General features: G+C 62.5%; 24 protein-coding genes and 1 tRNA gene. 13 read left to right on the plus strand and 12 right to left on the minus strand.

All coding sequences use genetic code 11. From position 1 onward, the window contains the following. Positions 1–11: 11 nt before the first annotated feature. Positions 12–167: a hypothetical protein gene (locus IVB46_RS16640; RefSeq protein ID WP_028160973.1), complete on the plus strand. Its 156-nt coding sequence runs from the start codon at positions 12–14 to the stop codon at positions 165–167. Between the two features lie 152 nt (positions 168–319). Here IVB46_RS16640 and IVB46_RS16645 read toward each other — a convergent pair whose 3' ends face one another. The 9 genes from IVB46_RS16645 to IVB46_RS16685 all read right to left on the minus strand — a co-directional run bounded on the left by IVB46_RS16645 (position 320) and on the right by IVB46_RS16685 (position 9993). Further along, positions 320–1468, minus strand: coding sequence for a M20 family metallopeptidase (locus IVB46_RS16645; RefSeq protein WP_247302505.1), 1149 nt, complete (start codon positions 1466–1468; stop codon positions 320–322). A gap of 254 nt (positions 1469–1722) precedes the next feature. Beyond that, a complete protein-coding gene (locus tag IVB46_RS16650; protein WP_028153246.1) occupies positions 1723–3108 on the minus strand; it encodes a sigma-54 dependent transcriptional regulator in 1386 nt (461 codons plus the stop codon). A 51-nt stretch (positions 3109–3159) separates the two neighbouring features. Further along, positions 3160–3510 (minus strand): flagellar motor switch protein FliN, encoded by a 351-nt coding sequence (gene fliN, locus IVB46_RS16655; RefSeq protein ID WP_018318401.1) that lies wholly within the window; start codon positions 3508–3510, stop codon positions 3160–3162. Between the two features lie 3 nt (positions 3511–3513). Further along, positions 3514–4137, minus strand: a complete 624-nt coding sequence (locus tag IVB46_RS16660) for a FliH/SctL family protein (RefSeq protein WP_063981200.1) — start codon at positions 4135–4137, stop codon at positions 3514–3516. After that, positions 4137–5228: a flagellar motor switch protein FliG gene (fliG, locus tag IVB46_RS16665; RefSeq protein WP_028153248.1), complete on the minus strand. Its 1092-nt coding sequence runs from the start codon at positions 5226–5228 to the stop codon at positions 4137–4139. Before fliG ends, IVB46_RS16660 begins: the two co-directional genes overlap by 1 nt. A gap of 17 nt (positions 5229–5245) precedes the next feature. Continuing rightward, positions 5246–6856 (minus strand): flagellar basal-body MS-ring/collar protein FliF, encoded by a 1611-nt coding sequence (gene fliF, locus IVB46_RS16670; protein WP_247302507.1) that lies wholly within the window; start codon positions 6854–6856, stop codon positions 5246–5248. 188 nt (positions 6857–7044) lie between these two features. Next, the gene (locus IVB46_RS16675; protein ID WP_002714638.1) at positions 7045–7320 is read right to left on the minus strand and encodes a DUF1153 domain-containing protein; all 276 of its coding nucleotides are present in this window, start codon (positions 7318–7320) and stop codon (positions 7045–7047) included. Between the two features lie 389 nt (positions 7321–7709). Then, positions 7710–8417 carry a flagellar hook capping FlgD N-terminal domain-containing protein gene (locus IVB46_RS16680; protein WP_208072931.1) on the minus strand — a complete coding sequence of 236 codons (708 nt, stop codon included), beginning with the start codon at positions 8415–8417 and terminating at the stop codon, positions 7710–7712. A gap of 13 nt (positions 8418–8430) precedes the next feature. Continuing rightward, entirely contained in the window at positions 8431–9993 is a 1563-nt protein-coding gene (locus IVB46_RS16685) for a flagellar hook-length control protein FliK (RefSeq protein WP_247343118.1), read from the minus strand. Positions 9994–10350: 357 nt separating this feature from the next. Between IVB46_RS16685 and mnmA the strand changes: the two genes are divergently transcribed. From mnmA to IVB46_RS16710, 5 genes are all read left to right on the plus strand, one after another. After that, a complete protein-coding gene (gene mnmA / locus IVB46_RS16690; RefSeq protein WP_063981204.1) occupies positions 10351–11532 on the plus strand; it encodes a tRNA 2-thiouridine(34) synthase MnmA in 1182 nt (393 codons plus the stop codon). Positions 11533–11553: 21 nt separating this feature from the next. Beyond that, the gene (locus IVB46_RS16695; protein ID WP_063981205.1) at positions 11554–12192 is read left to right on the plus strand and encodes a class I SAM-dependent methyltransferase; all 639 of its coding nucleotides are present in this window, start codon (positions 11554–11556) and stop codon (positions 12190–12192) included. A 183-nt stretch (positions 12193–12375) separates the two neighbouring features. Then, positions 12376–12738, plus strand: a complete 363-nt coding sequence (locus IVB46_RS16700) for a hypothetical protein (protein WP_247302513.1) — start codon at positions 12376–12378, stop codon at positions 12736–12738. A gap of 247 nt (positions 12739–12985) precedes the next feature. Further along, positions 12986–13062, plus strand: a tRNA-Met gene (locus IVB46_RS16705). Positions 13063–13300: 238 nt separating this feature from the next. Further along, positions 13301–13618 (plus strand): hypothetical protein, encoded by a 318-nt coding sequence (locus tag IVB46_RS16710; RefSeq protein WP_247343121.1) that lies wholly within the window; start codon positions 13301–13303, stop codon positions 13616–13618. Positions 13619–13840: 222 nt separating this feature from the next. Here the strand turns inward: IVB46_RS16710 and IVB46_RS16715 are convergent, their stop codons facing one another. Next, a complete protein-coding gene (locus IVB46_RS16715) occupies positions 13841–15643 on the minus strand; it encodes an NAD(P)/FAD-dependent oxidoreductase (protein WP_247304700.1) in 1803 nt (600 codons plus the stop codon). 374 nt (positions 15644–16017) lie between these two features. On the opposite strand from IVB46_RS16715, the gene IVB46_RS16720 reads away from it, so the two are divergent. Then, the gene (locus IVB46_RS16720) at positions 16018–16395 is read left to right on the plus strand and encodes a hypothetical protein (protein WP_166102969.1); all 378 of its coding nucleotides are present in this window, start codon (positions 16018–16020) and stop codon (positions 16393–16395) included. A gap of 542 nt (positions 16396–16937) precedes the next feature. On the opposite strand, the gene IVB46_RS16725 is transcribed toward IVB46_RS16720, so the two are convergent. Beyond that, positions 16938–17225 (minus strand): PilZ domain-containing protein, encoded by a 288-nt coding sequence (locus tag IVB46_RS16725; RefSeq protein ID WP_247304835.1) that lies wholly within the window; start codon positions 17223–17225, stop codon positions 16938–16940. Between the two features lie 190 nt (positions 17226–17415). Between IVB46_RS16725 and IVB46_RS16730 the strand changes: the two genes are divergently transcribed. Further along, positions 17416–17631, plus strand: a complete 216-nt coding sequence (locus tag IVB46_RS16730) for a hypothetical protein (RefSeq protein ID WP_247304697.1) — start codon at positions 17416–17418, stop codon at positions 17629–17631. Positions 17632–18336: 705 nt separating this feature from the next. Here the strand turns inward: IVB46_RS16730 and IVB46_RS16735 are convergent. Next, the gene (locus IVB46_RS16735; RefSeq protein WP_231143398.1) at positions 18337–18759 is read right to left on the minus strand and encodes a hypothetical protein; all 423 of its coding nucleotides are present in this window, start codon (positions 18757–18759) and stop codon (positions 18337–18339) included. 784 nt (positions 18760–19543) lie between these two features. Between IVB46_RS16735 and IVB46_RS16740 the strand changes: the two genes are divergently transcribed. The 5 genes from IVB46_RS16740 (at position 19544) to IVB46_RS16760 (ending at position 26105) form a co-directional block, all read left to right on the plus strand. Continuing rightward, positions 19544–22114 (plus strand): ATP-binding protein, encoded by a 2571-nt coding sequence (locus tag IVB46_RS16740; protein ID WP_247304695.1) that lies wholly within the window; start codon positions 19544–19546, stop codon positions 22112–22114. 422 nt (positions 22115–22536) lie between these two features. Beyond that, complete coding sequence (locus tag IVB46_RS16745) at positions 22537–23883, plus strand: extracellular solute-binding protein (RefSeq protein WP_063981213.1); 1347 nt, start codon at positions 22537–22539, stop codon at positions 23881–23883. 103 nt (positions 23884–23986) lie between these two features. Next, positions 23987–24946 (plus strand): sugar ABC transporter permease, encoded by a 960-nt coding sequence (locus tag IVB46_RS16750; RefSeq protein ID WP_247304689.1) that lies wholly within the window; start codon positions 23987–23989, stop codon positions 24944–24946. Continuing rightward, entirely contained in the window at positions 24943–25896 is a 954-nt protein-coding gene (locus tag IVB46_RS16755) for a carbohydrate ABC transporter permease (protein WP_028150087.1), read from the plus strand. The genes IVB46_RS16750 and IVB46_RS16755 overlap by 4 nt, the downstream gene beginning before the upstream one ends. Further along, the gene (locus IVB46_RS16760) at positions 25893–26105 is read left to right on the plus strand and encodes a hypothetical protein (protein ID WP_247304687.1); all 213 of its coding nucleotides are present in this window, start codon (positions 25893–25895) and stop codon (positions 26103–26105) included. Before IVB46_RS16755 ends, IVB46_RS16760 begins: the two co-directional genes overlap by 4 nt. Positions 26106–26110: the final 5 nt, after the last annotated feature.

The following is a 26110-nucleotide window of genomic DNA, read 5'->3' on the forward strand; positions in this document are numbered from 1 at the left end:
GGAGCGGAACGATGAAGCGCGTCGCCACTTGGGCCTTCTACGCCATCGGCGCGCTCGCGATCGGCTACCTCGCGCTCTACGCCTATGCGATGTTCAGCGGCCAGCCGATCGTGCCGGGCGACCCCATCCACATCTTCCGCAAGCCGGACGCGCCGAGTTATTCGTAGTCTCTCTCCTCGTCATGGCCGGGCTCGACCCGGCCATCCACGTACGAGTCTCGTAGGATGGGCAAAGGCGCTCTTGCGCCGTGCCCACCATCTATCCGCGACGACCGAATTGGTGGGCACGCTTCGCTTTGCCCACCCTACGGCAGCTTCGCTCACCCCCGCAAAATCGCCAGCGCCAGCGCCTGGGCGCGCGGAACGATGCTGTCGAGCTCGAGATATTCCTCCGGCGTGTGCGCGAGCCCGCCGACCGGCCCGAGGCCGCAGATCGTCGGTGTGCCGACTGCCGCGGTGAAGCCGGAATCGGCGCAGCCGCCTGAAAACTCGCCCTGGAGCGTGGCGAGGCCGACCTGCTTTGCGGCCGCTTGATAGCCTTCGAACAGTGCCTTCGACTCCGTGCTCTGCACCACCGGCACGAACTCGCCCTTCACCGTGAGCGTCGCGCTGGTACCCGGGACGTAGGACGTCGCGATGATCTTCTCGATCGCGGCCATGATCCTCGCACGATCCGCCGGATCGACGTAACGCAGGTCGATCTGGCCCTCGGCTGAGGGCGCCGTGGTGTTCACGGACTGCCCGCCCGAGACGAGACCGACATTCAGCGTGATGCCTTTGTCGAGATCGGTCAGCGCGTGGATATGGACGATCTTGTGCGCGAGCTCGCCGATCGCACTGATGCCCGCGGCGAAATTGGCGCCGGAATGCGCGGCTTTGCCGGTGATGGCAAAGTGCATGAAGATGCCGCCCTTGCGGCCGGTGACGATGTTGCCGGTCGGCCGTCCCGGCTCGGAATTGAACACGGCGCGTGCGGCGCGTCCCTCGCGCTCGATCACCGGGCGCGAGGAGGGCGAGCCGATCTCCTCGTCCGAGGTGATCAGCACCTTGATCGGATGCGGGCTGCCGCCGAACTTGTGGAAGGCGGTCGCCACGAAGATGTTCATCACGACGCCGGACTTCATGTCGGCAACGCCGGGTCCATAGGCACGCTTGCCCTCAATCGTGAACGGACGCCGCCCGGCCTCGCCCTTGCCGAACACGGTGTCGCGATGGCCCATCAACAGCACCGGCTTCTCGTTGCTGCCGGGTTTGGCGACATCGGCATGGATCGCATCGCCGAAGGTGGCGTTGCTCTCGCGCCGGAACGGAATGCCGTGCTCGGCAAAATGCCGCTCGAACCGCGCACCGACCGCATCGACGCCTTCCTTGTCGTAGGATCCGGAATCGATGTTCACGACATCGCGCAGCAGATCGATCATCGCCTGCCGCTGCGACGCCAGCCAGTCCGTGATTTGAGCTTCCGACATGTGTATCCTCGCGTGGTTCTCACGCGGGGTTATAGGGCCTGACGTCGCCATGGCCTAGTCGGCTAGCGCGGTCCCGTTATGCGAGGAGCGCTCTCAACGCCGTCATTGCGAGCGTAGCGAAGCAATCCAGCTATCACCGCGGAGGAATTCTGGATTGCTTCGCTGCGCTCGCAATGACGAGGTTGGCAGCCTGCATCCAAAAAAATGCCCGGGACCAGCCCGGGCATCTGCATTCTTTCAGTAGGGGGAGAGACCTACGCCCCCACCATCGGCATCCGCGGATATTCGCCCGGCGTTCCCGCCGGCGTGATCGGAATTCCGCCGTCGGAATATTCGTTGAGCTTGTTGCGCAGCGTGCGGATCGAGATGCCCAGGATATTCGCGGCATGGGTCCGGTTGCCGAGGCAGTGCTTCAGCGTCTCCAGGATCAGGTCGCGTTCGACGTCGGCGACGGTGCGCCCCACCAGCGCCCGCGTCACCTGCTCGGCGGCCATGGTCGCATGTGCCACGGCCGGAGCGGTCTTGGCGAGGTCGAGGCGGTCGCCGTCCGGGGTGAGGATGGCGTCGGGGCCGATCTCGTCGCCCTGCGCCATCAGCACCGAGCGGTGCATGGTGTTCTCGAGCTCGCGGACGTTGCCCTGCCAGCGGTTGGTGGAGAGCACGCGGCGCGCGTCCGCGGAGATCGGGCGCACCGGCACGCCGTTGGCTTCGGCATATTTCTTCACGAAATGCTGGGCGAGCTCGAGGATGTCGAGGGGGCGCTCGCGCAGCGGCGGGATCTTCAGGTTGACGACGTTGAGGCGGAACAGCAGGTCCTCGCGGAACGTGCCTTCGCGCACGGCTTCCGCCAGGTTGCGGTTCGAGGTCGCGATGATGCGGATGTCCACCGGCACCGGCTTGGTGCCGCCGACGCGGTCGATTACGCGCTCCTGGATCGCGCGCAGCAGCTTCGATTGCAGGCGGACGTCCATCTCCGAGATTTCGTCGAGCAGCAGCGTGCCGCCGGTCGCTTCCTCGAACTTGCCGATGCGGCGCGCGATCGCGCCGGTGAAGGCGCCCTTCTCGTGGCCGAACAGTTCGGATTCCAGCAGATGCTCGGGGATCGCGGCGCAGTTGATCGAGATGAACGGCCGCTTGGCGCGCGCCGAGCGGGTGTGGACGTAACGGGCCAGCACTTCCTTGCCGGTGCCGGATTCGCCGGTGACCATCACCGAGGCGTCGGAGCCCGCGATCTGCTGGGCGAGCTTGATCACCTTGGCCATCGCCTCGTCGCGATAGACCAGTTCGCGGGAATCGTTGGCGACCGCGGCCAGCACCGCGGCGATCAGTTCCGGATCCGGCGGCAGCGGGATGTATTCCTTGGCGCCGGCGTGGATCGCGGCGACCGCGGCGCGGGCGTCGTTGGTGATGCCGCAGGCGACGATCGGCGCGTGGATGTGCTCGGCCTCGAGCCGCATCACGAGGTCGCGGATGTCGAGGGCGACGTCGACCAGCAGGAGGTCGGCGCCCTTGCCGCCGCGCAGCACGCGCATCGCCTGCTCGTGATCCTCGGCGTGGGTCACGGTGGCGCCGTTCTCCATCGCGATCTTGGTGGCGGTGGTGAGCTGGCCCTTCAATGTGCCAACGATGAGAAGCCGCATGTCAGTCTCCTGTCCGTCTGGTCGCGCTGCCGCGCGTCATTCCTTGCGCTACTAGCTGCGTTCGGTCTTGATGATTTCGGTCATGGTCACGCCGAGCTTGTCCTCGACCAGGACGACTTCGCCGCGGGCGACCAGCTTGTTGTTGACGTAGATGTCGATGGCCTCGCCGACGCGGCGGTCGAGCTCGAGCACGGTGCCGGGCCCGAGCTTCAACAGCTCGCTGACGTCCATCTTGGAGCGGCCGAGCACGGCCGAGACCTGCACCGGCACGTCGAACACGGCTTCGAGGTCGGCGGCGGCGCGCGCAGCATATTCGTCCTCGTTGTAGCCGACGTCCGTACCGGTCGGCGGCATCGGGCCGTTGAGATCGGGCAGCGGGACCTGTCCGTCGGTGTCGCTCATGGCTTAGCTCCCCCTGCGGGACGCGATATAGCGTCCGACCATTTCGTCGATCTTGGCCACGATGGCGCCGCGCTCCAGCACGACGCCGCCGTCGGCCCATTCGATCCGGCAGTCGCCAGTGGCGATATCGGGCTCGGCCAGGATCACCAGCCGGCCCTCGAAGCCGCTCTGCTTGGCGAGCCGCTCCATCTTCTCGCGCGCGCTGTCGTAGAGTGCGTCGTTGATGCGCACGACGAGATGCGGCGTCGCGACAAGGTGCGAGAAGCAGTCCTTGACCAGCGCCATGATCTCGCCGAGCGGTTCGGCAGCGACCAGATCGGCGCACAGCTTGCGCGCCACCGCCACCGCCACGTCGACCGCCTCGGTCTCCATCTTGGTCTCGATGTTACCGATGCCGGCGGCGACGCCGCGGACACCGATGTTGATCTCTTCCATGGCGAGCGCGACGCGGCGGTCGCTCTCGGCCTTGGCTTCGCGCTGGCCGGCGGCAAAGCCGTCCTGATAGGCGCGCGCCTCGGCCTCCGCGATCTTCTGGGCGATCTCGGCGGCGGTCGCAGCCTTCTCGCGCGGCGACCGCTCCGGCGCTGCGAAGTCGGTGTCGAACAGGAATTTTGCCGGGGCGCCCATCAGTACACCAGCTCGTCGTCGGCGCGGTTCTTGGTCAGCATGATCTCACCCTTGGCGGCGAGGTCTTTCGCGAGGTTGACCAGCAGCGCCTGGGCCTCGTCGACGTCGCGCAGGCGGACCGGGCCCATCGCCGCCATGTCGTCTTGGAGCATCTTGGCCGCGCGCGAGGACATGTTGCCGAAGAAGAAGTTGCGGACGTCCTCGTTGGCGCTCTTGAGCGCGACGCCGAGCTTGTCCTTGTCGACATTGCGCATCAGGGTCTGGGCCGAGCCGGAATCCAGCTTCACGAGGTCGTCGAAGGTGAACATCAGCGCCTTGATGCGCTCTGCCGATTCGCGGTTGTCCTCTTCCAGCGAGGTGATGAAGCGGGTTTCGGTCTGGCGGTCGAAATTGTTGAAGATTTCCGCCATCACCTCGTGGGCGTCGCGGCGGCGGGTCTGTGACAGGTTGGACATGAATTCGGTGCGCAGCGTCTTCTCCACGCTCTCGATCACCTCCTTCTGCACCGCTTCCATCTTCAGCATGCGGTTGACGACGTCGAGCGCGAGCTCCTCGGGGAAGATGCCGAGCACGCGCGCGGCGTGTTCCGGCTTCAGCTTCGACAGCACGACTGCGATGGTCTGCGGATATTCGTTCTTGAGGTAGTTGGCGAGGACCTCTTCCTGCACGTTGGAGAGCTTTTCCCACATGTTGCGGCCGGCGGGGCCGCGGATCTCGTCCATGATGCCGTTGACGCGCTCCGGCGGCAGGTACTGCTGCAGCAGCCGCTCGGTGGCGTCGAAATTGCCCATCAGCGCGCCGGAAGCCGACATGCGCGAGACGAATTCGAGCAGCATGTCCTCGACCGTGTCGACCTCGACGGTGCCGAGCGTCGACATTTCCAGCGAGAGCTGGCGCACCTCGTCGTCGTCGAGCATCGACCAGATCTTGCCGCCATATTGCTCGCCCAGCGCCAGCATCAGGATCGCGGCGCGCTTGGGTCCCGTCACCGCTTCGGTCTTGCCGCCCGCGCGGCTGCCCTGGCGGGCACCGAGCGTCGAGATCACGCTGGTGATGTCGTTGGAGTTGGCGTTTTGCAGGTTGCCGGCCATGTCAGTTCACTTCTCGATTATTTCGCGGGTTCAGTCAGCCATTGGCGGATGATGGCGACGGTTTCGTTGGGGTTGCGCTCGGCGAGCTCGCCGACGCGATGGACGGACTGGGCATGGACCTGGCCCTGAATGGTGGCGACGTCGATCGCGCTCGCGGCGCCGCCCGGCAGCAGCGCCTGCCCGGCAGGCGCGGCCTCCTCCGAAGCGGCGGGGCCGGCGAGGGCGCCGGAGATCGCGGCGGCGACCTCCTCGGAGGCGAGGATGCGCTTGACCAGCGGCCGGATCACCAGGAACAGCACGACCAGGCCGAGCAGCATCATCACGCCGAGCTCGACGAAGTACATGACGTCGTCCTTGGTGAACTGGAGCATGCCAAGGAAGCCGGAGGGCTCGGTGATCGGGGCGGTGGAGGGGGCGTCGGCAAAGCGCAGGTTGACGACCTCGACCTGGTCGCCGCGCTTCTGGTCGAAGCCGATCGCCGAGCGCACCAGGGTGGCGATGCGGTCGAGCTGTTCCTTGGTGCGGTCCGTGTAGGCGAGCTCGCCCTTGTCGTTCTTGGAATAGATGCCGTCGACCAGCACCGCGACCGAGATGCGGTTGACCCGGCCGGCCTCGGTCACCTCGGTCTTGGTGGTGCGGGAGATCTCGTAATTGTTGGTCTCTTCGGTCTTCTTGCTCTGGTCCTTCGCCGTGGGACCGCTGTTCTGCTGGTTGCCCGGCAGCTCGTTGTTGACGGTGACCTGGCCGTTGTTGTCGGCGGTGAGGCTGCTCTCTTCCCGGGTCTGGCTCGAGCGCAGCACGCGGCCCTCGGGATCGAACTTGTCCGAGGTCTGGGTGATCTTGTTGAAGTCGAAATCGGCGGAGAGCTGGACGCGGGCGCGGCCGGAGCCGACCACGGAGGAGACGATGTCCTCGACCTGCTTGCGCATCCGCTTCTCGAAGGCGGTGCGGCGCTCGTCGCCGACCGCCTGCTCCGGATCGGTCGCGGCGCCGTCGGCGAGCAACGAGCCGGCCTCGTCAACGATCGAGACCCGCTGCGGCTTCAGCCCGTTGACGGCGGAGGCGACGAGGTGACGGATGGCGCGGATCTGCTGGGCCTCGAGCGAGCCGCGGACCCGCACCACGATCGAGGCCGACGGCTCCGGCGCCTCGCGCGAGAACAGCGGGCGCTCGGGCAGCACGAGGTGGACACGGGCGGCCTGGATGCGGTCGATGGCGCGGATGGTGCGGGCGAGCTCGCCTTCGAGCGCGCGGAGATGATTGATGTTCTGGACGAAAGAGGTGGTGCCGAGCGCGTCCGACTTGTCGAACACTTCGTAGCCGACGCCGCCGCCCTTGGGCAGGCCGCCCTCGGCGAGCTTCATCCGCAGGCGGGTGACCTTGTCCTTGGGCACCATGATGATGCTGCCTTCATTGCGCAGCTCGAACTGGATGCCCTGTCGCTCCAAATCCTTGATAATGCCGGAAGAATCCTCGACCGAGAGGTCCGTGAACAGCGTCGTCATCTGCGGCGTGGTCACACGCATGATGACGAACGCGAAAAAGCCGATGAGCGCGGCGGTGACCGCGATCATCGCCCCGAACCGGGCGGCGCCGATACCCTTCAAAAAGTCCGCAAGACCTTGCAAGCAACCGCCCCGAAGCTTCGACCCGCAACCGAGCGGTCGACTGGGCAATTATTGCCTAGGTGATGGTTTCGATATGGTTAACGAAGGTTAAGAGCTGGGACAAAAGTCGCGCCAAAAGGAAACATGAAAAAAATCGGCCTCGCGGTGCGAGGCCGATTTTCGTCAAAAGCTGCAGATTTCCGGATCGCTTACTGGCGATATTGCTGGATGCGGGTGGTGCGAAGACCCGCCAGACCGTGCTGGTCGATGGAAAACTGCCAGGAGAGGAATTCGTCGACCGTCAGGGTATAACGGCTGCAGGCCTCCTCGAGGGAGAGAAGTCCGCCACGCACAGCGGCGACGACTTCGGCCTTGCGGCGGATGACCCAGCGTTTGGTGCCGGGTGCGGGCAGATCTGCGATCGTCAGCGGACTGCCGTCCGGCCCGATGACGTATTTTACCCTCGGGCGATGGGGTTCTGTCATGGCGTACTCACAAACTCTCAACCACTGAACTCACGCCGTAACCCTACGCGTGCGGGCTTAAAAATCCGCTAAGCCTAAGGCTTCAATACAATTCTCGTTGAAAATGGCTGGAACACAGCCGGCCCGGAGGGCTGGACACCATGATCCGAGCCGTCCGAGCGGGGTCTTCGTAAATACTTTACTAACGAATGGAGCCGGCGAAGCCCCAACTGTCGTCCCGGGGCGCGCGTAGCGCGAGCCCGGGACCCATAACCCCAGGGAGTAATTTGACGACGACTCGGGGTTACGGTCTCACGCGAAAACGACGTCCTGTGGTTATGGATCCCCGCGCCGTGCGCAATTGCGCACCAGGTGGGGATCACATCTCGTGTGCGGCGAGGCGCGCGCCTTTAGTTGCTGCTGGTGGCGATGATGCTCTTCACCTGGCTCAGGGTGTAGCTGGCGCCGTCGATGGTCAGCAGCGGCGGCGACTGGGTCAGGTCGACGGACGACACCACGCCCTGCACCTGCGCGGCGATGCCGACGTTGTTGTTCGCGACATCCTTACCCGTCGCCGTGATCGTGTACTTGCCGTCCGGCCATTGCGTGCCGTCATTGCCCATTCCGCTCCAGGTGAAGGGAATGTCGGTGCCGGCGGCGGCGGTATATTTGCCGGTGAACACGGTCTGGCCGGTGGAATTGGCAACCGTGATGTCGACGGTCGAGTCGGTCGGCACGTTGAGATGCCAGGTCGCCGACGAGTTCGTCATGGTCGCGGTCGAGCCGTCGACCAGCGCGGTCTTGCCGACGAAGCCCAGCGCCTGGGTCGCCTGCGTGGTCTGTTGCAGGGTGACGAGCTGGGACAGCGAGTCATTCGTCTTGAGCTGCTGCTCGACGCCGGCGAACTGCACCAGCTGCTGAGTGAACTGGTTGGTGTCGAGCGGATCGAGCGGGTTCTGGTTCTGCAGCTGCGTCGTCAGCAGCGTCAGGAAGGTCTGGAAGTTGCCGGCCAGCGTCGATCCCGTGCTCGAGCTCAGCGAGTTCGACGAGGACGACTTCGGGACGTCGGTGGTCCCGGAGACGGGCGTCGGGGCGGTGGCGGCATTCGTGGTGGTCATGTTCGAATACTCCTCACACTCTGATGTCGACGCCGCTGCTCGATCCGAGCATGCGGCCGTAGCCGCGCCCGACGGGCGCCGCAGCAACGGTGTCGTCTTCGCTGATGATCAGCCGGCGGGCATTGCCGCCATTGTCGTTGTTCTGGCCGGAGTTCTGGCCCGATGAATTCTGGTCGCGCAGGCTGAAGGACAGCCCGTTGCTGCCGGTCTTGAGGCCGGCATCGTCGAGCGCGCGCTGCAATTGCGGGGCGTCCTGCCGCAGCATCTGCAGCGTCTCGGGCTTCTCGACGGTGAGATGCGAGGTGACCTGGCCGTTGCGGTCGACGTTGATGCGGACGTCGATGCGGCCGAGGTCGATCGGATCGAGGCTGATGTCGAAGCGCGTCTTGCCGGCGCGCGCCGCCGCGGCGATCTCGACCGGCACGCCGCTGATCGGCACGGGTGTGGAATTTGCCGCGGTCGCGGTGAACGTCGCAGTCGATGCGGTGGCGGCCGACGTCGTATTGGTCAGCGGCGCCTGGATGGCGGAGGCGGCCTGCGCGCCGGTGTCGGTCGTGGGCACTGCGGCCTGCGTGCCCGCATGCGCGTGCGTGGTTGCCGTCGCCGGCGTCGCGTCGGAGCGGTCGGAGGCGCCGGTCTTCGCGTCGGCCGGGTTCGCCTCGGCCTGCGGCTTGGCGGCTTGCGCATGCGCGGTCGTCGCCGCGGTTTGCGTGGCGTTCGCCTTGCCCGCGTCCTGGCCGATATTGGAGACGTCGCTCTCGCGTTGCGCGGTCGCGACGGCCTTGAACGAAGGCTTCGGCGTGCCCTGGTCCACTGCGGCGACCAGGCCGCCATTGGTCTTGGCATCGGTCGCGGTGCCGTCGGTCGTGCCGGTGGCGGCATCGCCCAGCGTTGTCGTCGTGTCGGTATCGACCTTGGCACCCGCGGTCTTGGCGCTCTTGTCGCTCGCCGTGGCAGTGTCGGTCTTGCCGCCTGCGATCTGCGCCGCGGTGGAGGCGCTGGCGGCGATGCCGGCTGCCGCAATCGTCAGCGGCGAGGCGGCGGCATCGCCGGCCTGGCTCGCGGCCGCGTTCGGATCGACCGGCACCACGGGCGGGGCCACCAGGATGGCGTTCGGATCGGGCACGGCGACCTGCGTCGCGTCGGGCTGCACGGCGGCATCGACGGTGGCGGCAACGGTGCCGTCGGTCTTGTCGCCCTTGGTGTCGTCGGATTTCTCCGACGATTTCGCGTCGGAGGTCTCGGACTTGTCCTTGGTCGGCTTGGCCGGATCGGCCGTGGCGTCGTTCGCGGTGGGGGCCGATGTGTCGGTGTCGTCGTTCGCCTTGCTCTGCGAGGGCTGGTCGGTCGCGGCGGTATCGCGCGGGCCCTTGTCTGGGGCGGACGACGACTCGGTCCGGCGCGGCGCGGTGTCCTGCGGCGGCGCGTTGTTGCTGATCGCCTGGGTGTTGCTGTCGACCAGCGAGCCGAAGGAGTCGTTGCTGGACGTGTCCTTGGAGCTCTGCGACCGGGCAGGCTTTTGCTGCGCGCTCTGGACTTGCACGCTGGCTGCTACGTCTGACGCCCGACCGACCACGGAAAACCTCTTGGAAACATCTTCGGCATAGAGGTAGCAAGGAGCGGGCCAGCTTCCTGAAGATCTATTTTATCTAGCAAAATCAATTAATTGGGTGATTCTCGCCACCGCCGCGAGGAACGCAAGAGCCCCGCCATTTCTGCCTCCCCGGCAAGAATTGCCCTAAGCGGCCGCCCGCGTGATTGCTTCACCGGAATGCGGCCTATATTAAAGAGCTGCTCTCAGCCGCTTTCGACCGGGCAGTCGTGCCCCCGGGGGAACCAAAGTTCCCGGGGAGCGTCGATGTCCCGCCGGAAGCCGAAGAATGTCCAAGTCATCGCGGATCGCGAACGCCGCCGTCACAACGCTTTAAGGCCCATGCTGAACAGTCTGGATCTCGAAGGCCGTCCTGAGGACACCAGGGTCGTCGTTGCCATGTCGGGCGGCGTCGATTCCTCGACGACGGCTGCGCTGCTCAAGGCCGAAGGCTATGACGTCGTCGGCATCACGCTGCAGCTCTACGATCATGGCGCGGCGACCCACCGCAAGGGCGCCTGCTGCGCCGGCCAGGACATCCACGACGCACGCGACGTCGCCGCCAAGCTCGGCATTCCCCATTACGTGCTCGACTACGAGGATCGCTTTCGCGAGTCCGTCATCGACAATTTCGCCGACTCTTACGCGCTCGGCGAGACGCCGGTGCCGTGCATCGAGTGCAACCGCTCCGTCAAGTTCCGCGACCTCCTGAAGACCGCGCGCGAGCTCGGTGCGCAGGCGCTCGCCACCGGCCATTACGTCGCCTCGCGCCGCCGCGACGACGGCTCGCGCGCGCTGGTCTGCGCCGCCGACAGCGACCGCGACCAGAGCTACTTCCTGTTCGCGACCACGCAGGAGCAGCTCGACTTCCTGCGCTTCCCGCTCGGTGACATGACCAAGCCCGAGACGCGCGAGCTCGCGCGCCGCTTCGGTCTTGCGGTTGCCGACAAGCACGACAGCCAGGACATCTGCTTCGTGCCGACCGGCCGCTACACCGACATCATCACCCGCCTGCGTCCGAACGCGATGGACCCCGGCGACATCGTCGATCTCGACGGCCGCGTGCTCGGCCGGCACAACGGCATCGCCAATTTCACCGTCGGCCAGCGCCGCGGCCTCGGCATCGCCGCTCACGCGCCGCTGTTCGTGGTGCGGCTGGATGCTCCGGGCCGCCGCGTCGTCGTCGGCCCGCGCGATGCGCTGAAGATGCACCGCATCGTGCTGCGCGACGTCAACTGGATCGGCGACGGCGACATCGACCGCGCCATCGGCGCCGGCCTCGAGATGTTCGTGCGCGTCCGCTCGACCCGCAGCCCGCAGCCGGCCTGGCTGCGCGGCGGCAACGGCCATTACGAAGTTGAGCTCGTCGCCGGCGAGGAGGGCGTCTCGCCCGGCCAGGCCTGCGTGTTCTACGACGCGCCTTCGGGCCAGGCGCGCGTGCTCGGTGGCGGCTTCATCCAGAGCGCCGCCGCGAAAGTCGCAACGAGCACTGCGAGGCCGCTGGTGGAAGCGGTACGCGGCTAGAAAATTTCCGGGGCAGGGGGCATGGCAGCAGACATCTCGCGGGCCGGGGTCGAGAAGGCCTATGGCCGCTGGGCGCCGGTCTACGATCTCGTGTTCGGCAAGGTCTTTGACGCCGGACGGCAGTCGACCATCGCGGAGGCCGACCGCATCGGCGGCCGCATCCTCGACGTCGGCGTCGGCACAGGGCTTTCGCTCTCCGATTATTCGCGCACGACAAAAATCTGCGGCGTCGACATCTCCGAGCCGATGCTGCGCAAGGCGCAGGCGCGCGTGCGCGCGCTGCGGCTCAGCAATGTCGAAGTGCTCTCGGTGATGGATGCGAAAAACCTCGCCTTCCCCGAAAACTTCTTCGACGCGGTGGTGGCGCAATATGTCATCACCGCCGTGCCCGATCCCGAAGGCACGCTCGACGAGTTCGTGCGCGTGCTCAAGCCTGGCGGCGAGCTGATCCTCGTCAACCACATCGGCGCCGAGAGCGGCCCGCGCAAATTGTTCGAGCTCGCCTTCGCCCCCATCGCCCGCCGCCTCGGCTGGCGCCCGGAATTCCCGTGGGACCGCCTCGTCAATTGGGCCGCCAGGCACCGCGGCGTCACGCTCGCCGAGCGCCGCCCCATGCCGCCGATGGGGCACTTTTCGCTGATCCGCTACGTCAAATCGTAACGCGATTTGCGGAGATCGCGCCGTCGGGGCACTGTCTCCACAAAACGCGGCCTCATCCCGACGAGCCCGCCAGCGGCGGGCGCCTCGAAGCATCGGCCGCAGGGAACCGCCAGCCAATTTCCAGCGCTTCAATTCGCCGTGCGTCGGCCGGAACCTCCGCATGGCCGGAGACGTTTCCCTCCCATGCGCACGACATCAAACATCATTCTGACCAGCCTCCTGATCGCCGCCTCAGGCGCCGCGATCGCGCAGGCCCCGCCGCGACCCGCAACGCCGCCGCAAGCGACCGCGCCGCCATCGGCGCAGCACGCCGCCAATTGCATGCCGCAGGACCGCCCGAACCGCGCCACCACGCCCGACGGCACCACCACCGGACAGTCCCGGGAACCGCTCGGCGACAAACTGGCAAAATCCGACGGTGTGCTCTGCCCGCCCTCCGGCGTCGACCCTGAGATGCATGCTCCGGCCCCGGACACCGGCGGCAACACCCCCGTCATTCCGCCCCCCGGCAGCCCCGGCGGCGATCCGACGGTCAGGCCGAAATAGGTGGTCTCTTCCTTCGCTCTCCCCGCCCGTGGGGAGAGGCCGGAATCGGCGCAAAGCGCCGATTCCGGGTGAGGGGGACTCTCCACGAGTCTGGTGCCAGAAAAAAATCGCAAAATCTGGTGCGAAATCGGGCCAAAGCGGACTTGTCGCGCCGAAGCTTTAGCGAAGGCGGATTGACAGCCCGCCGCCCCCTTCCTTATATGCCGCGCGTTCGCGAGATCGGCCGTTCCGCCGCTCGCGACCCTGTGGCGGGGTAGCTCAGCTGGTTAGAGCACGGGAATCATAATCCTGGGGTCGGGGGTTCGAGTCCCTCTCCCGCTACCATCTTTCCCCACACCCCTTTGACTTGGTTTGGGAAAGCTTTTTCCCCCAACAGGGCGTTTAACCGGCCTGATATCTCCACCGTTACGCCACCGAGGCGTGATGGATCTCGGAAGACGATGACCGTGTCGATCAGGTCTTTGATGGCTTCGGCGGCCTCTCCGTCGCCCGAACTGATACCCTTCGTTAGCGCCTCCTCGAGCCGACCTAGCTGTTCTTCATAGCGCTTGAGAATAGTTGGATGCAGCGCGACCTCTTTTGCGGCCGGCGGTTCATTCCGCAACTCTTCAGATATTCGCTCGCGTTCGGCGCCGAGGGCGGTCGATCGCGGACCGAGAATGGATGGATCGCCGTGCCCTTTTGCGATCGCATCCACCAGTCGTTCGATTTCTCGATTCAACTGTCTAAGCTGTTGTTCGAGGCGCTGCCTTTTTCCATTCGATGTGATTGCGAGGCGCTTTCGCTCTTCGAGATAAGTACGCACGTACTCCGCAATAACTTTCGGCGCGCTCAATTCAGCCCGCAAACCACTGAGAACTGCGCTCTCAACCGTGTCTAAATAGAAGGTCCAATTCCACTGGCGAGGGGAATTCTCTCAGAACCGGTGACCTCCCTGTCACCAGCTTCGATGACACCCGGAGAGTGCGAAGGCACTTCGCCTAACCATTCCCGAGCCCTTTCTGCTGCGCGCTGACAAGGCGGCCATTGCGCTGGCGAGTGCGGAGACCCGGAAATGGCATGGGGCTCGCAATCCGCGAGCCCCGCTGTGCGCTCGGCAATTTCAGGCCTTGTGATGGACAGTCTGCAGGCCGTAGACCGGCGTCGGGATGTTCTCGTAGCGCGCCTTCAACTGCAGGGAAAGGAATTGCGAGTAATGTCGCGATTGATGCAGATTGCCGCCGTGGAACCATAGGCCTTCCTGCTGCGTCGGCTTCCACATGTTGCGCTGCTCACCTTCCCATGGGCCGGGGTCCTTTGTCGTATTCGAGCCGAGGCCCCAGACCTTGCCGACTTTGTCGGCCATTTCCGGACTCACGAGATCGGCGACAAAGCCGTTCATCGAGCTATAGCCGGTGGCATAGACGATCACGTCCGCTGGCAATTCCTTGCCGTTGTCGAGCCTGACGCCGTTGGGCGTGATTTCCTCGACCTGTCCAGCGAACAGCTTGATTTTTCCGTCAATGATAAGCTGTGAGGCGCCGACGTCGATGTAATAGCCCGAGCCGCGGCGCAGATATTTCATGAATAGCCCGGAATCGTCGTCACCGAAGTCGAGCCTGAAGCCGGCCTTCTCCAGCCCGGCATAGAAAGCGGCGTCGTCCTGACGGATCTTGTCGTAGACCGGCTTTTGAAACTGATTCAAGATCCGGTAGGGCAGTGAAGCGAAGATCAGATCGGCCTTTGCCGTCGTCATTCCGCCGCGGACGGCGCGTTCGGAATAAAGATCGCCGATACTCTCCATCAGCGAATCCGAGCGCACAATGTGCGTCGTTGAACGCTGCACCATCGTTACGTCGACGCCGGCCTCGTACAGCGCAGCGCAGATGTCGTGGGCCGAATTGTTCGAGCCGATCACCGCCACCTTCTTGTTCTTGCCTTTGTAGCCGCCGGAGCCGGGATGGCGTGAGGAATGGTGTTGCTCGCCCTTGAACGTTTCCATGCCTTTGATTTTCGGCATGTTCGGCTTGGCCGACATGCCGGTCGCGAACACAAGCTGCCTGGGCCGCAGAGTAATCTCCTTGCCATCGCGTTCGACGATGACGGTCCATTCCTTCTTGGTGTCGTCCCAACTGGCGTGTTTGGCCGTGGTGTTCGTCCAATAGTTCAGCTCCATGACCTTGGTGTACATTTCCAGCCAATCGCCGATCTTGTCCTTGGGCGAGAACACAGGCCAGTTCTTGGGGAAATCGATGTAGGGCAAGTGATCGTACCAGACGGGGTCGTGCAGGCAGAGCGACTTGTAGCGGTTGCGCCAGGAATCGCCGGCGCGTGCGTTCTTCTCGACGATGATCGTCGGCACACCGAGTTGGCGCAGCCGGGCCCCGAGCGCAATGCCTCCCTGTCCGCCGCCGATGACAAGCACGTAGGGCTGGCTCTTGAAGCCAAGTTGCTCGACTTCCTCGTCACGCAGTTCCTTCCAGGTCTTGGCGCCGGGATTGACGCCATGCCTGGCGCCGAGCGGTCGGCTGAAGCCAGCCTTTTCCTCATGGGCCTTCAGTTCGGCCATGGTTGTCAAGAGCGTCCAGATCTGACCGTTCTGCAGGCGGATGAGTCCATATCCGCGCGCGACCTCGGTCTCGAACGTGATCCAAGATTCGGTCACGCCGCCGGCCTCTGTTGGCGTTTCACCCTCGGCGATTTTCCAGTTGCGCGGCTTCACATGCGCGAGGCAATGCGCGAGCATGTCGCGGACCTGATCGCGGCCTTCCATGGTCTTGATGTTCCAGGTGAAGGTAACGAGGTCGCGCCAGTAGCATTCCGGAGCGAACATTCCTACGGCGGCGTCGAGATCGCCCGCCGCAAGCGCGGCTTCAAACTTGTCGAGGAAAACCTGGACGCGCGCGCTAAGCGTGGTGTCGAGCATCACTTCCTCCCGGATGTTGTTTGCAATTTTTCTACGCAGGCAGCGTAACCTTACTCCAACCATCGCGGGAATCCAGACTCGCGCGGCAGGGTTCCTGGTCGGCTTCAGCGCCTCTCAGCGCTCGCCTGCAACAACGCCGCTTTGCCCACCGACGATGGAGTAGACTAAGAGCTCTATTTGCTGCGGTGCATGCGTCCGGAATTTGGCCCGCAGGCTCCTGTAACGGAGGGGCGGAGCATGTCCGCTCTACCCCGGACAGCTCACGATCGCCATGATTCGGCGGACTGCAACCCGATGCCAGTCCCCCACTGAAATCAACGAAACTACTGCTCACCGATTCGCGCTAAGCTGCGGCATGATCCGGGAGATCAACGATGCGATTGTCTAGCCTTGCCACTCTGGCGCTTGTCGCGGGAGCTTCCAGCCCAACTTATGTTTCTATCGTCCTGGCGGCTTCGGAATGTTCCAGATCAATGGAATTGGCGGATTGGGGCGAGAACTCGACCGGCGACATCAGCGTCGCGTCTGGGGACAGTTGCATCTTCCCGATCACGTTGCGCGGCGCGGCGAGTAGCTCGGAAATCTCGCAAAAGCCAGCACACGGCAAACTGAAGAAGCTCGACGTTGCGACTTACGAGTACAGGACGAAGGCGAGATACAAAGGAAGTGACACCTTTGCCATCAAAGCAACCGGCAAGGGGCCGAAGGCTTCTGGCACGTCGGTCATCACAGTGCACGCGACGATCAAGTAGGCGGGTCGAGCATTGGCGTGACGCCGAGTTGATGCGCGTCGCGTGAGGGCAGGGAGCAATAAGCGTGCCTCAACCCGTCCGAGACGCTCCCAGAACAGCACCCGGTGGCGGATCGTGATCAGGGCCTGGTTGAGAACGTCAGCCAACAGCATCGGCGGAAGTGATTTGAAGGCAGGATCCGAATGCGATTGCGGTCTCGCGCGGGGATGCTCCATCCGCAACTCCGCGAGCTGCCTAAGCGGGTTGGGCCCAGACGCAAACTTGGTTTTGCCGGTATTGCAGCTAAGCTGCTCTCCGCTATGCCCAGAAAGACCCAGCCTCGGAGAGTTGGTTTTCGTTTAGCCAGAGGAGTGCCTGACGAAGACTCAATGGGACCAGTCGCTCCCTACCAAGAGGCGGTGGGGTTCCATCTGTTAGATAGAGCATAAAGCCATCTTTGCTTCGGAAAAGTGCTTCTTTGGCCTCACAACATTCAAGGGACTCTACGTCAAGAGTAGGCAAGCTGCGCTGGACGATCAGCTCCATGTTTTGCAGCATGGCGCTCACGACGCAGACTTCCTCTTATCGTGGATGAAATGCACGCCAGCGGCTGGTCCATCCAACCAGACCAACTGACAGCCACGAAATGCGAGGCCCGTTGACGATAGAACTAGGAAGAACTCTCGCGAGGTTAGGACGTCAGTCGAGCCCTCAACCTCTAGCTTTGCCCCCGTTGCCGAAATGTCGTTGAGAACGCAGACTCGGCTCCAAGTGCCATCCACAGCCATCAAGTTGACGGCGTGCTGATGGGCAAATTGAACACGGTCCGATTTTCTTCGACCAAAGGCCATGCGCGGCAAAAAAATAGAAGTATGAAATATCTGACGTAGAGCGTGTGCCCCAATGATTAACAAGAGTTAGCGATCCGCGCTTCGTAGCTCGACTAATCACTAGCGAAAATTGGCGAACTTCAGTGAGACAGTGCGCGCCGCCAAAAACGGTCGGAGCCTCGCATCCTCTGGCGGAGCCAGGAGGCGAACGATGCGATCAGTCATTGCCATTGTTGTAACGGTGGGGGCGTCCTCGCCTGTGCTCGCCCTGACGCTGGGGGAGATTGAGGCCAAGCTACGTGCCGCGGGCTATTCGCAGATTCAGGAGGTCCCGAGCGGCAAGATCAAGACCGACCGAGCAATCAAGGAGGGTACGGAGCGGTCGCTCATCGTCGACAGCACCGGCCACATCAAGGAGCTTCGGTAGCGCTCTCGCTGGGGGGGGGGCCAGTGTTCGGTCAGGGACGCTGCCGAATGTTCGCGCCAGGCGGCCCGCCTACCGTTTGTATCGGTTCACCTGCCGCACGGTCCAGCGGCGGGTGTGGCCTAGCGAGGCCTACCGTTCCGGGAGGTGCGTCGTTGCTGGCCGTACGAGTATCGAGGCGCTCTGACATGATTGCCGATCCAATGGCGATGGCCAGAGCGATAGCAGATAGGACCAAAGCTGCTCGATTCGGGTCCATCATTAGACCTCCGCGAAACGGCTCCATAGTGCCGGGATAACGCCGATCTGGTGATTTGGTTCTTAGGTTCGCCCACAAAGGTATCCGAACAACACTCGCGCAATTAAATGTTGGTCGGATAGCGAGGCACAACGATAACGATTGATCGAAAGTCGGAAGCGGTTTTGTGGGTCGACCGCGCAACAGTGTTGCACCGATTTGGAGTTCAGCGATGAGAAACGTACCGCATCCAACAATCACGACCCGTCGCTCGCTGCGTCTTTCGACCGCTGCCCTTGTCGTTACGACGGCTGACGCGCCCGCAGACGGTCATCTTCGGAGAGTGGGGAATATTCGAGGGAGTACATCGCCGTTACGAGGCCATCGCGCGCCTTCTCGCCCCACTGACCAACCGTAGGGCTGAGGAGGTCGATCCGTCTTAGACCGAACCGATCTAAGATTCCGCCGACTTAAGCCGACCGTTTGCGATGGTTCTTGCGGTGTTTGCCTTGGGGGCGCCCGTGCGATCGCTCCAGTACTTTCGGCGGAGAAGCCGCCGCTGGCGGAGCTATTGGCGAGGCTTGCTCGACCTCTACCGGCTCGGCTGGGTCGGGGGGCCGTGTGGCCGGCGTTGCACCCAAGGCAGCCTCCTCGAGTTTGGCAAGGAAGTCGCGTCCTTGGTTCGTGATAGTCCAAGCGCCGCGTTCGCGAGAGATGAGTCCTTGGCTGAACGCATCAAGATCCGGCGCAAGTTCAGCGAGACGCTTCATACGCAACGTCCATTCAGGGCCGCTCGTATAGAAAACCGCGAGATGCAGCTTGATAAGCTCAAGGTTTCCCCGGCCGTCTGGCTGCCCTGCCAAAATCTTCAATATGGAAAGCTGAAAACTCACGCGCGCCACTCGAACGCAACGACTCAATCCTTACAATCTATCGGTTCTGGCCAACGGCTCATAGATCGGCCGTCAAGCTTCTCGCGGAGATGCTTGCTCGGTAAGCCTAACCGCCAAGGTTAATCGTGCCTGGAGGGTCAAAGACAGACTTCGACAAGATAAAGGCGCTTGTAACGGAACCGATCCAGGCGGCTCCTTCCGTTACCGAAACACATCCGCCGATTCGTTAGACCATAACTCCATCACCGCCAGCTTTTCCAGGATGGTTGGGCCATGAAGTACCGGCGCTTGCCGGTATCGCTGGCGCGGTCCAGATCGGATCTGTGATCGCCTGGCATTTCATGAGCGATCATGAGCAAGGCGGTGCTTTAAGCAAAGTAGGTTTGATCTAAATTACCGACGCAATATTCCGACGCCGTGGCGCGATCGCGCCCGACGCATTCGAATCGTCGTGCCACAGGTCGAAGTTGCATCCGAGTTGCCGTTGGTCTTGGCAGATAGATGCGCGATGCCCGCTCAAAAAAACAGTACCAAGATTGTCGATTTTGGCTGTACCACCGCGCGATGTCATGGTGCTCGCGAGTAGGGCGGGATTGCAGGGGCGAAGATGCAACATGTGTCATTTGAAAGCGGACGCGGATGAAGCTCGCGCCGCCGCGCATGTTCAACGAGCGGTCACTCGTGGTTCTCACGATCGTGATTGGAATGACGAACGCCTATAAGCGTATCCCCATTGGGATTGAAATGCACAGCAAGCTCCGGGACGATTTGAATACGGCAGAGAATGACCATCTTGTCGCGCCTGTTGGCGCTTGTCGCAGTCGCGTTATTGCCCGCTATCTCGATTCAGGCGTACAACGAAGTTAACCTTCGACGCGCGCGCCAAGTGGACGTACAAAATCAGGCGCTCGGTCTCGCTAAGCTCGCCGCCGAACAGCAGCAACAGATCGTTCAGGGCATTCGGCAGGTCCTGATTGCGCTGTCCGAACTCCCTGCGATAAAGGCGAAAGATAGCAAGGGGTGCAATGCGGCGATGGCAGGGATGAGGTCCCGGTTTCCGGCTTTCCTCACTTTCGTCGCTACCGATCTGAGTGGCCAGCCCTTCTGCGATACAAACACGGATCGCAAGCCGGTGAATGTCTCCGGGCGCCCCTACTTTGCGGATGCGTTGAAGACGGGCGCGTTTACGGTGGGACAATTCTCGATCGGTCTGTCCGTCGATCGGAAACTCATTCAGTTTGCGCTGCCTTTCTACGGAGATGATGGTCAGCCAGGGGGCGTCATCATTGCGCCTCTCGGCCTGGACTGGTTAGCGGACTACATCGCGCGCGCGGGTGTTCCGGCGGGAGACGCGCTGGCCATCACCGATCGCAACGGCACCTACCTTGCCCGCTATCCGGACAATGACCGATTTGTCGGTAAGAAATTGGTTCGCGTTGGTGATGAGAGGCAGTATGGCGACGGTCTCGCAGCCGACCTGGTTGATGTCGACGGCGTCGAGAGGATCGTGGGTTTCTCGACTCTCGGGCCCGATTCTGGGGGACTTCGCGTCAGCTTCGGCCTCGACAAGGCGAACGCCTTTGCCGAGATCCAGAGCCGGACCCGACACGACATCTTCCTCATCGCCCTCAGCGCCATGATGGTGCTGGGCCTGACGCTGCTCGGCGCCCGGCAATTTATCCATCGGCCGCTCGGACTATTAGTTGACGCCGCGAATCGATGGCGCCTCGGCGACTATGCTCGCCGTGTGAACATCCGCGGCAGTTCTGAAATCGCGGGCGTAGCCGGCGCCTTCAACACCATGGCTGATGCGCTGGATCGCCGCGAGCAGGAATTGTCCGATGCAAAAGAGAAGGCCGAGGACGCCGCGGCCCGGCTTACGATGCTCTTCGAAAGCACAACCGACAGCGTCGTGATCGTCGACCACGATTGGCGGATCAGCTTCTTCAACCAGAGGGCCTGGTCTCAGATCGCTCAGGGGCGTGATCTGATTGGAATGCACCTGCAGGCGTCGCTTCTGGATGCCGCCGATACGGGAATCGTCGAGCAGCTTCGGGAAGTCATGTCGGACCGCCGTCCGGTTTCGTTCGAAGCGCACTGTCCTCGTCGTGCCGCATGGTATGCGATCAACGCGTTTCCTTCTGGCGAAGGGATCGCGATCTTCTTTCGAGACGTCACCGAGCAAAAGCATGCTGTGGAGGCGCGCCAGCGCATCGAGGAGCAGCTTCATCAGAGCCAGAAGATGGAGTCCGTCGGACAGCTCACGGGCGGTGTTGCCCATGACTTCAACAACCTGCTTGCCGTCGTTTCGGGAAACCTTGATCTCATCGAGCGCGCGGCAAATGACGGCAAGATCCGGCGCTTCGCCGCGACTGCGCGGCGTGCCGCCGACCGGGGGGCGAAGCTCACCGCACAGCTCCTCGCTTTCTCTCGACGGCAAAAGCTCAACCCTAAACTGATCAATGCCAACGAGCTGATCTCCAACTTCCAGGGGCTCGTCCGTCAGGCGGTCGGCGCAGAATGCGAGGTCAGGCTGAAGATCGACGAGCGATTGTGGCTCTGTCAGGTGGATCCATCCCTGCTGGAGACTGCCCTTCTCAATCTAGCGCTGAACGGCCGCGATGCGATGCCGGGCGGCGGAGTGCTCGAGATCGAGGCGCGGAACGTCGTTCTGGATGGGGAAGCCGTCGCTGGATGTCCGGCCGGATCATATGTGAGGCTGTCCGTCTCGGATACGGGGCAGGGGATGTCTCCCGAGGTGCGAGACCGGATTTTCGAGCCCTTCTTCACCACCAAGGAAGTTGGCAAGGGCACTGGCCTCGGTCTCAGCATGGTGTATGGCTTTGTCCGGCAATCCGGTGGCTATATTTCAGTCGAAAGTGCCCCTAACGCCGGCACCACGATCTCACTGTACCTGCCGAGAGCCAATCAGGAGGCTCGCGACGAGGTGGAAACCGAACAGACCCGGGCTATGCCGGGAGGCTCCGAGCGAATTCTTTTGGTCGAGGACAATGAAGATCTGTTGGAAGTCGTGTCTGCAATGCTGACGAGCTTTGGCTATCGGATTCGCCTTGCTCACAACGGTACCGAAGCCATCCGAATTCTCGACAGCGATCAGGGGTTCGATCTTCTGTTCAGCGATGTCGTCATGCCGAATGGTCCCAATGGCGTCGAGCTTGCTCGCGAAGCAAAGCGGCGGAACAGCAGTATCAAGATATTACTTACGTCGGGCTACGTGGGAGACGTGCTCGCGCGTCACGGGGCGACAGACGAGTTCCCGATTATTCACAAGCCCTTTGGCGTGTCCGAACTCGCTCAACGTCTGCATTCTCTTCTTCAGAAAGAAGATAGTTAGGCAGGCACGAAGCCAGACGGCATCGCCGTCCATAGCGACAATGCGTATTCGTCTCTAGAGCCAGCCATCTCACGGTTCTTGCGGATCAGGTCGAGGCAGCCGTGCGCGAACGCAGAGTCCCTGACGTAACTTAAGGTGGCGCAGATCGCATAGCCAGTACCGGTTGAGCGCATGGTTGCTGCCTCAATTTCGCGAGGAGCACCATGACCGAGAGACGTAAGAGCGTGCTTGCAATGTTTAGTATATAGTGTTTCACTAAACAAATCGAGCTTGGCTGAATCCCTAAGAATCCAGGCAGGCGCGAGGAAACGTCCGTTTAGTCGTTCAGCCCGTGAAGGACTGTATCGCTCTGCTCGAAGCATTCGAGCGGGTTGGAGAGTCGCGCCATGTCGATGGCCGGCCCCACTGGGAGGGAAAGCGTTATGAAACAGACAGTAAAGGCGCTTCTTACTACGTTCGGAGTTCTCGCATCCGCGCTCGGTGTCGGAGTGGGGACTACTCCTGCGCATGCGCAGGCCAAGACCATCACGCTGTGCTGGGCCGCGTGGGATCCTGCCAACGCCCTGGTCGAACTGTCGAAGGATTTCACCGCCAAGACCGGCGTCGGCATGAAGTTCGAGTTCGTGCCGTGGACCAACTATGCCGACCGCTTCCTGAACGAGCTGAATTCGCATGGCTCGCTGTGCGATCTCATCATCGGGGATTCGCAATGGATCGGGGGCGCCGCCGAGAACGGTCAGTACGTCAAGCTCAACGATTTCTTCACAAAGGAAGGAATCAGCATGGACGACTACATGCCGGCGACAGTGGTCGGCTATTCCGAGTGGCCGAAGAACAGCCCGAACTATTGGGCGCTGCCCGCCATGGGTGACGCGGTGGGCTGGACCTATCGCAAAGACTGGTTTGCGCGGCCTGAGATCCAGGCGGATTTCAAGGCCAAGTACGGCCGCGATCTCGCCGTGCCGAAGACGCTCGATGAACTGCGCGACATCGCAAAATTCTTCCAGGGCCGCGAGATCGACGGCAAGAAGGTCTATGGCGCTTCGATCTATACCGAGCGGGGCTCGGAAGGCATCACCATGGGCGTGTCGAACTACCTCTATGATTACGGCTTCCAGTATCAGGATCCGAAGAAGCCGTATTCAATGGACGGGTTCGTCAACTCGCCCGGCGCCGTGAAGGGGCTCGAGGCCTACAAGGAGCTCTACAAGTGCTGTACGCCCCCCGGCGCATCCAACTCCTACATGTCCGAAGGGCTTGATGCGTTCAAGTCGGGGCAAGTCGCGCTGCAGATGAACTTCTTCGCCTTCTTCCCGGGCCTCTACAAAGATCCGAACGTCGGTGGGGACAAGATCGGCTTCTTCAGCAATCCCGCCGGCCCCGCGACCCGGGCGACGCAGCTCGGCGGGCAGGGCATCTCGGTCGTTTCTTATTCCAAGAACCAGGCCGAGGCGCTGCAATATATCAAATGGTTCTCCGGTGGAGATGTGCAGAAGAAGTGGTGGGCGCTGGGCGGCTATTCCTGCGCCAAGTCAGTGTTGAACGATCCGGGCTTCCCGAACAGCGCGCCGTTTGCCGGCGAGTTTTTGAAGTCGATGGGAATGGTCGTCGACTTCTGGGCCGAGCCTTCCTATGCCCAACTCCTGCAAGCCGAACAGAAGCGCGTGCATGACTACGTGGTGGCGGACAAGGGCACCGCGCAGGAAGCGCTCGATGGCCTGGTAAAGGACTGGAAGGCGATCTTCAAGGAAGAAGGCAAGAAGTTCTAGGGCAAACGCCTGGAGCGCACGCCGAGCGCGCTCCAGGCTCTCTTCGGTAGAACCCGCAGGCGTCGCATAGTCGACAATCGCGACGCCAGGATTGACCAGGGCCATGAACGATTTGAGCACTTCGTCGCAGATCACCTACCGGGCCGTCCCGATCCGACCAGGCGTGATACGTCGTATCCGCGGCCTTTCGGACCAGGCGCTCGCATGGCTCTTCATCACACCGACGATCGTGTTGCTGCTGGCGATCAATATCTTCCCACTGGTATGGACGATCTACCTGTCATTTACCAACTTCCGCGCCAATCGGCCGAACGCGCCGACGCTATGGCTGGGGACCGATTGGTACCAGTCGATCCTGACCGATCCGGATATCTGGGCGGCAATGCAGGTCACGGCGCATTTCGTGGTTTGGACCGTGCTGATCGAGACTGTGCTCGGATTCGGCCTTGCGTTCCTGATCGACAAGAAATTCCGTGGCCATGGCCTGTGGACCACGATCATTCTGTTGCCGATGATGCTCTCACCAGCGGTTGTCGGCAATTTCTGGACCTTCCTCTATCAGCCGCAGATCGGGCTGTTCAACTACGTGGTCGCCTTCTTCACGGGGCGCGGCGCTTCGTCGTTCCAGATGCTGGGAGACGTGACCCTCAGCCCGTGGGCCATCGTCATCGTCGACGCCTGGATGTGGACGCCTTACGTGATGCTGATTTGCCTGGCGGGGCTTCGGTCGATCCCGGATTACATTTATGAGGCAGCGGAGGTCGACCGCGCGTCGAATTGGCGGCAGTTCTGGTCGATCACGCTGCCGATGGCTCTGCCGTTCATCATGCTCGCGGTGCTCTTTCGCGGGATCGAGAATTTCAAGATGTTCGACATGGTCAACCTCCTGACCGGAGGAGGGCCGGGCTCGACCACGGAAGTCGCTTCGATCACACTGAAGCGCGCAGCCTTTGAGAGTTGGCGAACCGGCTATTCCTCGGCCTTCGCGATCATTCTGTTCGTGACAGTGTTTGGCCTTGCCAACATCTACGTCAAGGCGCTGAACCGGGTGAAAAGCAGATGAGCGCCTCAAATGCAGCCCACTCAGTCGTCGAACCGTCGACCGGCACTCGCCGCTTTGCCGGCCTGCTCGTCATACTCTATGCCATCATAACGATGGTTCCGCTGATATGGATCGTGCTCACCTCGTTCAAGTCGCCTGACGATGCGATCTCCTATCCGCCGAAGGTCCTCTTCAAGCCCTCCCTTGAAGGCTATTGCAATGTCTTCACAACACGCTCGCGTCAGACTCAGGAGTTTATCCAGACGCTGGGGCCGCCGCAGGGGCTTTGTGACAACATCGCGCGCAGCCGCAACATGGTTGTCGCCGGGCCGTCGAACTACGTGCCGCGCTTCATCAACTCGCTGATCATCGCCTTTGGCTCGACGGTGCTTGCCGTCGCGCTCGGTACGCTCTCGGCTTATGGTTTTTCGCGCTTCCGCGTGCCTCTCAAGGACGACCTCCTGTTCTTCATTCTGTCGACCAGAATGATGCCGCCAATCGCGGTCGCGATCCCGATCTACCTGATGTACCGGACCGTCGGGCTATCGGATACCCGTCTCGGGATGATCCTGCTCTACACTTCGGTGAACGTCTCGCTCGCTGTCTGGCTACTCAAGGGCTTCATCGACGAAATCCCGCGTGAATACGAAGAAGCGGCAATGATCGATGGCTATACGCGCTTTCAGGCGTTCGTGAAGGTGGTTCTACCGCAGGCGACGACGGGGATCGCGGCGACGGCGATTTTCTGCCTGATTTTTGCGTGGAACGAATACGCCTTTGCTGTGCTTCTGACCTCTGGCAACGCTCAGACCGCGCCCCCATTCATTCCGATCATCATTGGCGAAGGCGGCCAGGATTGGCCGGCCGTAGCCGCCGGCACGACGATCTTTCTTGTGCCGATCGTCGTGTTCACGGTGCTGCTTCGCAAGCATCTTCTGCGCGGGATTACCTTTGGGGCCGTTCGCAAATGAACCTTGATGTGAACACGTCAACGCCGCACGTCAGCCTGACGAGCAGAATGTTGCGGCGCAGTCCGCTGGAGGCCATCGCGACGGCGATCATTGCCGCAGGCGTGGTCATGCTGATGCAGCCGTTTTTTCTGACGCTTTATTCCTGGTCTTTCGCGGTCACTCTCTTTGGGACGGTGATGTTCATGATCGTCTCGAAGGTCCGGGAGTAACGCTC

The organism is Bradyrhizobium sp. 61 (assembly GCF_023073075.1).
Taxonomy (GTDB): Bacteria; Pseudomonadota; Alphaproteobacteria; order Rhizobiales; family Xanthobacteraceae; genus Bradyrhizobium; species Bradyrhizobium barranii.

Bases quoted from the DNA above. Each gene is read 5' to 3' on its own strand.
- IVB46_RS16640 (WP_028160973.1), top strand. From the start codon at position 12: ATGAAGCGCGTCGCCACTTGGGCCTTCTACGCCATCGGCGCGCTCGCG.
- IVB46_RS16645 (WP_247302505.1), bottom strand. From the start codon at position 1,468: ATGTCGGAAGCTCAAATCACGGACTGGCTGGCGTCGCAGCGGCAGGCG.
- IVB46_RS16650 (WP_028153246.1), bottom strand. From the start codon at position 3,108: ATGCGGCTTCTCATCGTTGGCACATTGAAGGGCCAGCTCACCACCGCC.
- fliN (WP_018318401.1), bottom strand. From the start codon at position 3,510: ATGAGCGACACCGACGGACAGGTCCCGCTGCCCGATCTCAACGGCCCG.
- IVB46_RS16660 (WP_063981200.1), bottom strand. From the start codon at position 4,137: ATGGGCGCCCCGGCAAAATTCCTGTTCGACACCGACTTCGCAGCGCCG.
- fliG (WP_028153248.1), bottom strand. From the start codon at position 5,228: ATGGCCGGCAACCTGCAAAACGCCAACTCCAACGACATCACCAGCGTG.
- IVB46_RS16675 (WP_002714638.1), bottom strand. From the start codon at position 7,320: ATGACAGAACCCCATCGCCCGAGGGTAAAATACGTCATCGGGCCGGAC.
- IVB46_RS16680 (WP_208072931.1), bottom strand. From the start codon at position 8,417: ATGACCACCACGAATGCCGCCACCGCCCCGACGCCCGTCTCCGGGACC.
- mnmA (WP_063981204.1), top strand. From the start codon at position 10,351: ATGCTGAACAGTCTGGATCTCGAAGGCCGTCCTGAGGACACCAGGGTC.
- IVB46_RS16695 (WP_063981205.1), top strand. From the start codon at position 11,554: ATGGCAGCAGACATCTCGCGGGCCGGGGTCGAGAAGGCCTATGGCCGC.
- IVB46_RS16700 (WP_247302513.1), top strand. From the start codon at position 12,376: ATGCGCACGACATCAAACATCATTCTGACCAGCCTCCTGATCGCCGCC.
- IVB46_RS16710 (WP_247343121.1), top strand. From the start codon at position 13,301: ATGCAGCGCGACCTCTTTTGCGGCCGGCGGTTCATTCCGCAACTCTTC.
- IVB46_RS16715 (WP_247304700.1), bottom strand. From the start codon at position 15,643: ATGCTCGACACCACGCTTAGCGCGCGCGTCCAGGTTTTCCTCGACAAG.
- IVB46_RS16720 (WP_166102969.1), top strand. From the start codon at position 16,018: ATGCGATTGTCTAGCCTTGCCACTCTGGCGCTTGTCGCGGGAGCTTCC.
- IVB46_RS16725 (WP_247304835.1), bottom strand. From the start codon at position 17,225: ATGGCCTTTGGTCGAAGAAAATCGGACCGTGTTCAATTTGCCCATCAG.
- IVB46_RS16730 (WP_247304697.1), top strand. From the start codon at position 17,416: ATGCGATCAGTCATTGCCATTGTTGTAACGGTGGGGGCGTCCTCGCCT.
- IVB46_RS16740 (WP_247304695.1), top strand. From the start codon at position 19,544: ATGACCATCTTGTCGCGCCTGTTGGCGCTTGTCGCAGTCGCGTTATTG.
- IVB46_RS16745 (WP_063981213.1), top strand. From the start codon at position 22,537: ATGAAACAGACAGTAAAGGCGCTTCTTACTACGTTCGGAGTTCTCGCA.
- IVB46_RS16750 (WP_247304689.1), top strand. From the start codon at position 23,987: ATGAACGATTTGAGCACTTCGTCGCAGATCACCTACCGGGCCGTCCCG.
- IVB46_RS16755 (WP_028150087.1), top strand. From the start codon at position 24,943: ATGAGCGCCTCAAATGCAGCCCACTCAGTCGTCGAACCGTCGACCGGC.
- IVB46_RS16760 (WP_247304687.1), top strand. From the start codon at position 25,893: ATGAACCTTGATGTGAACACGTCAACGCCGCACGTCAGCCTGACGAGC.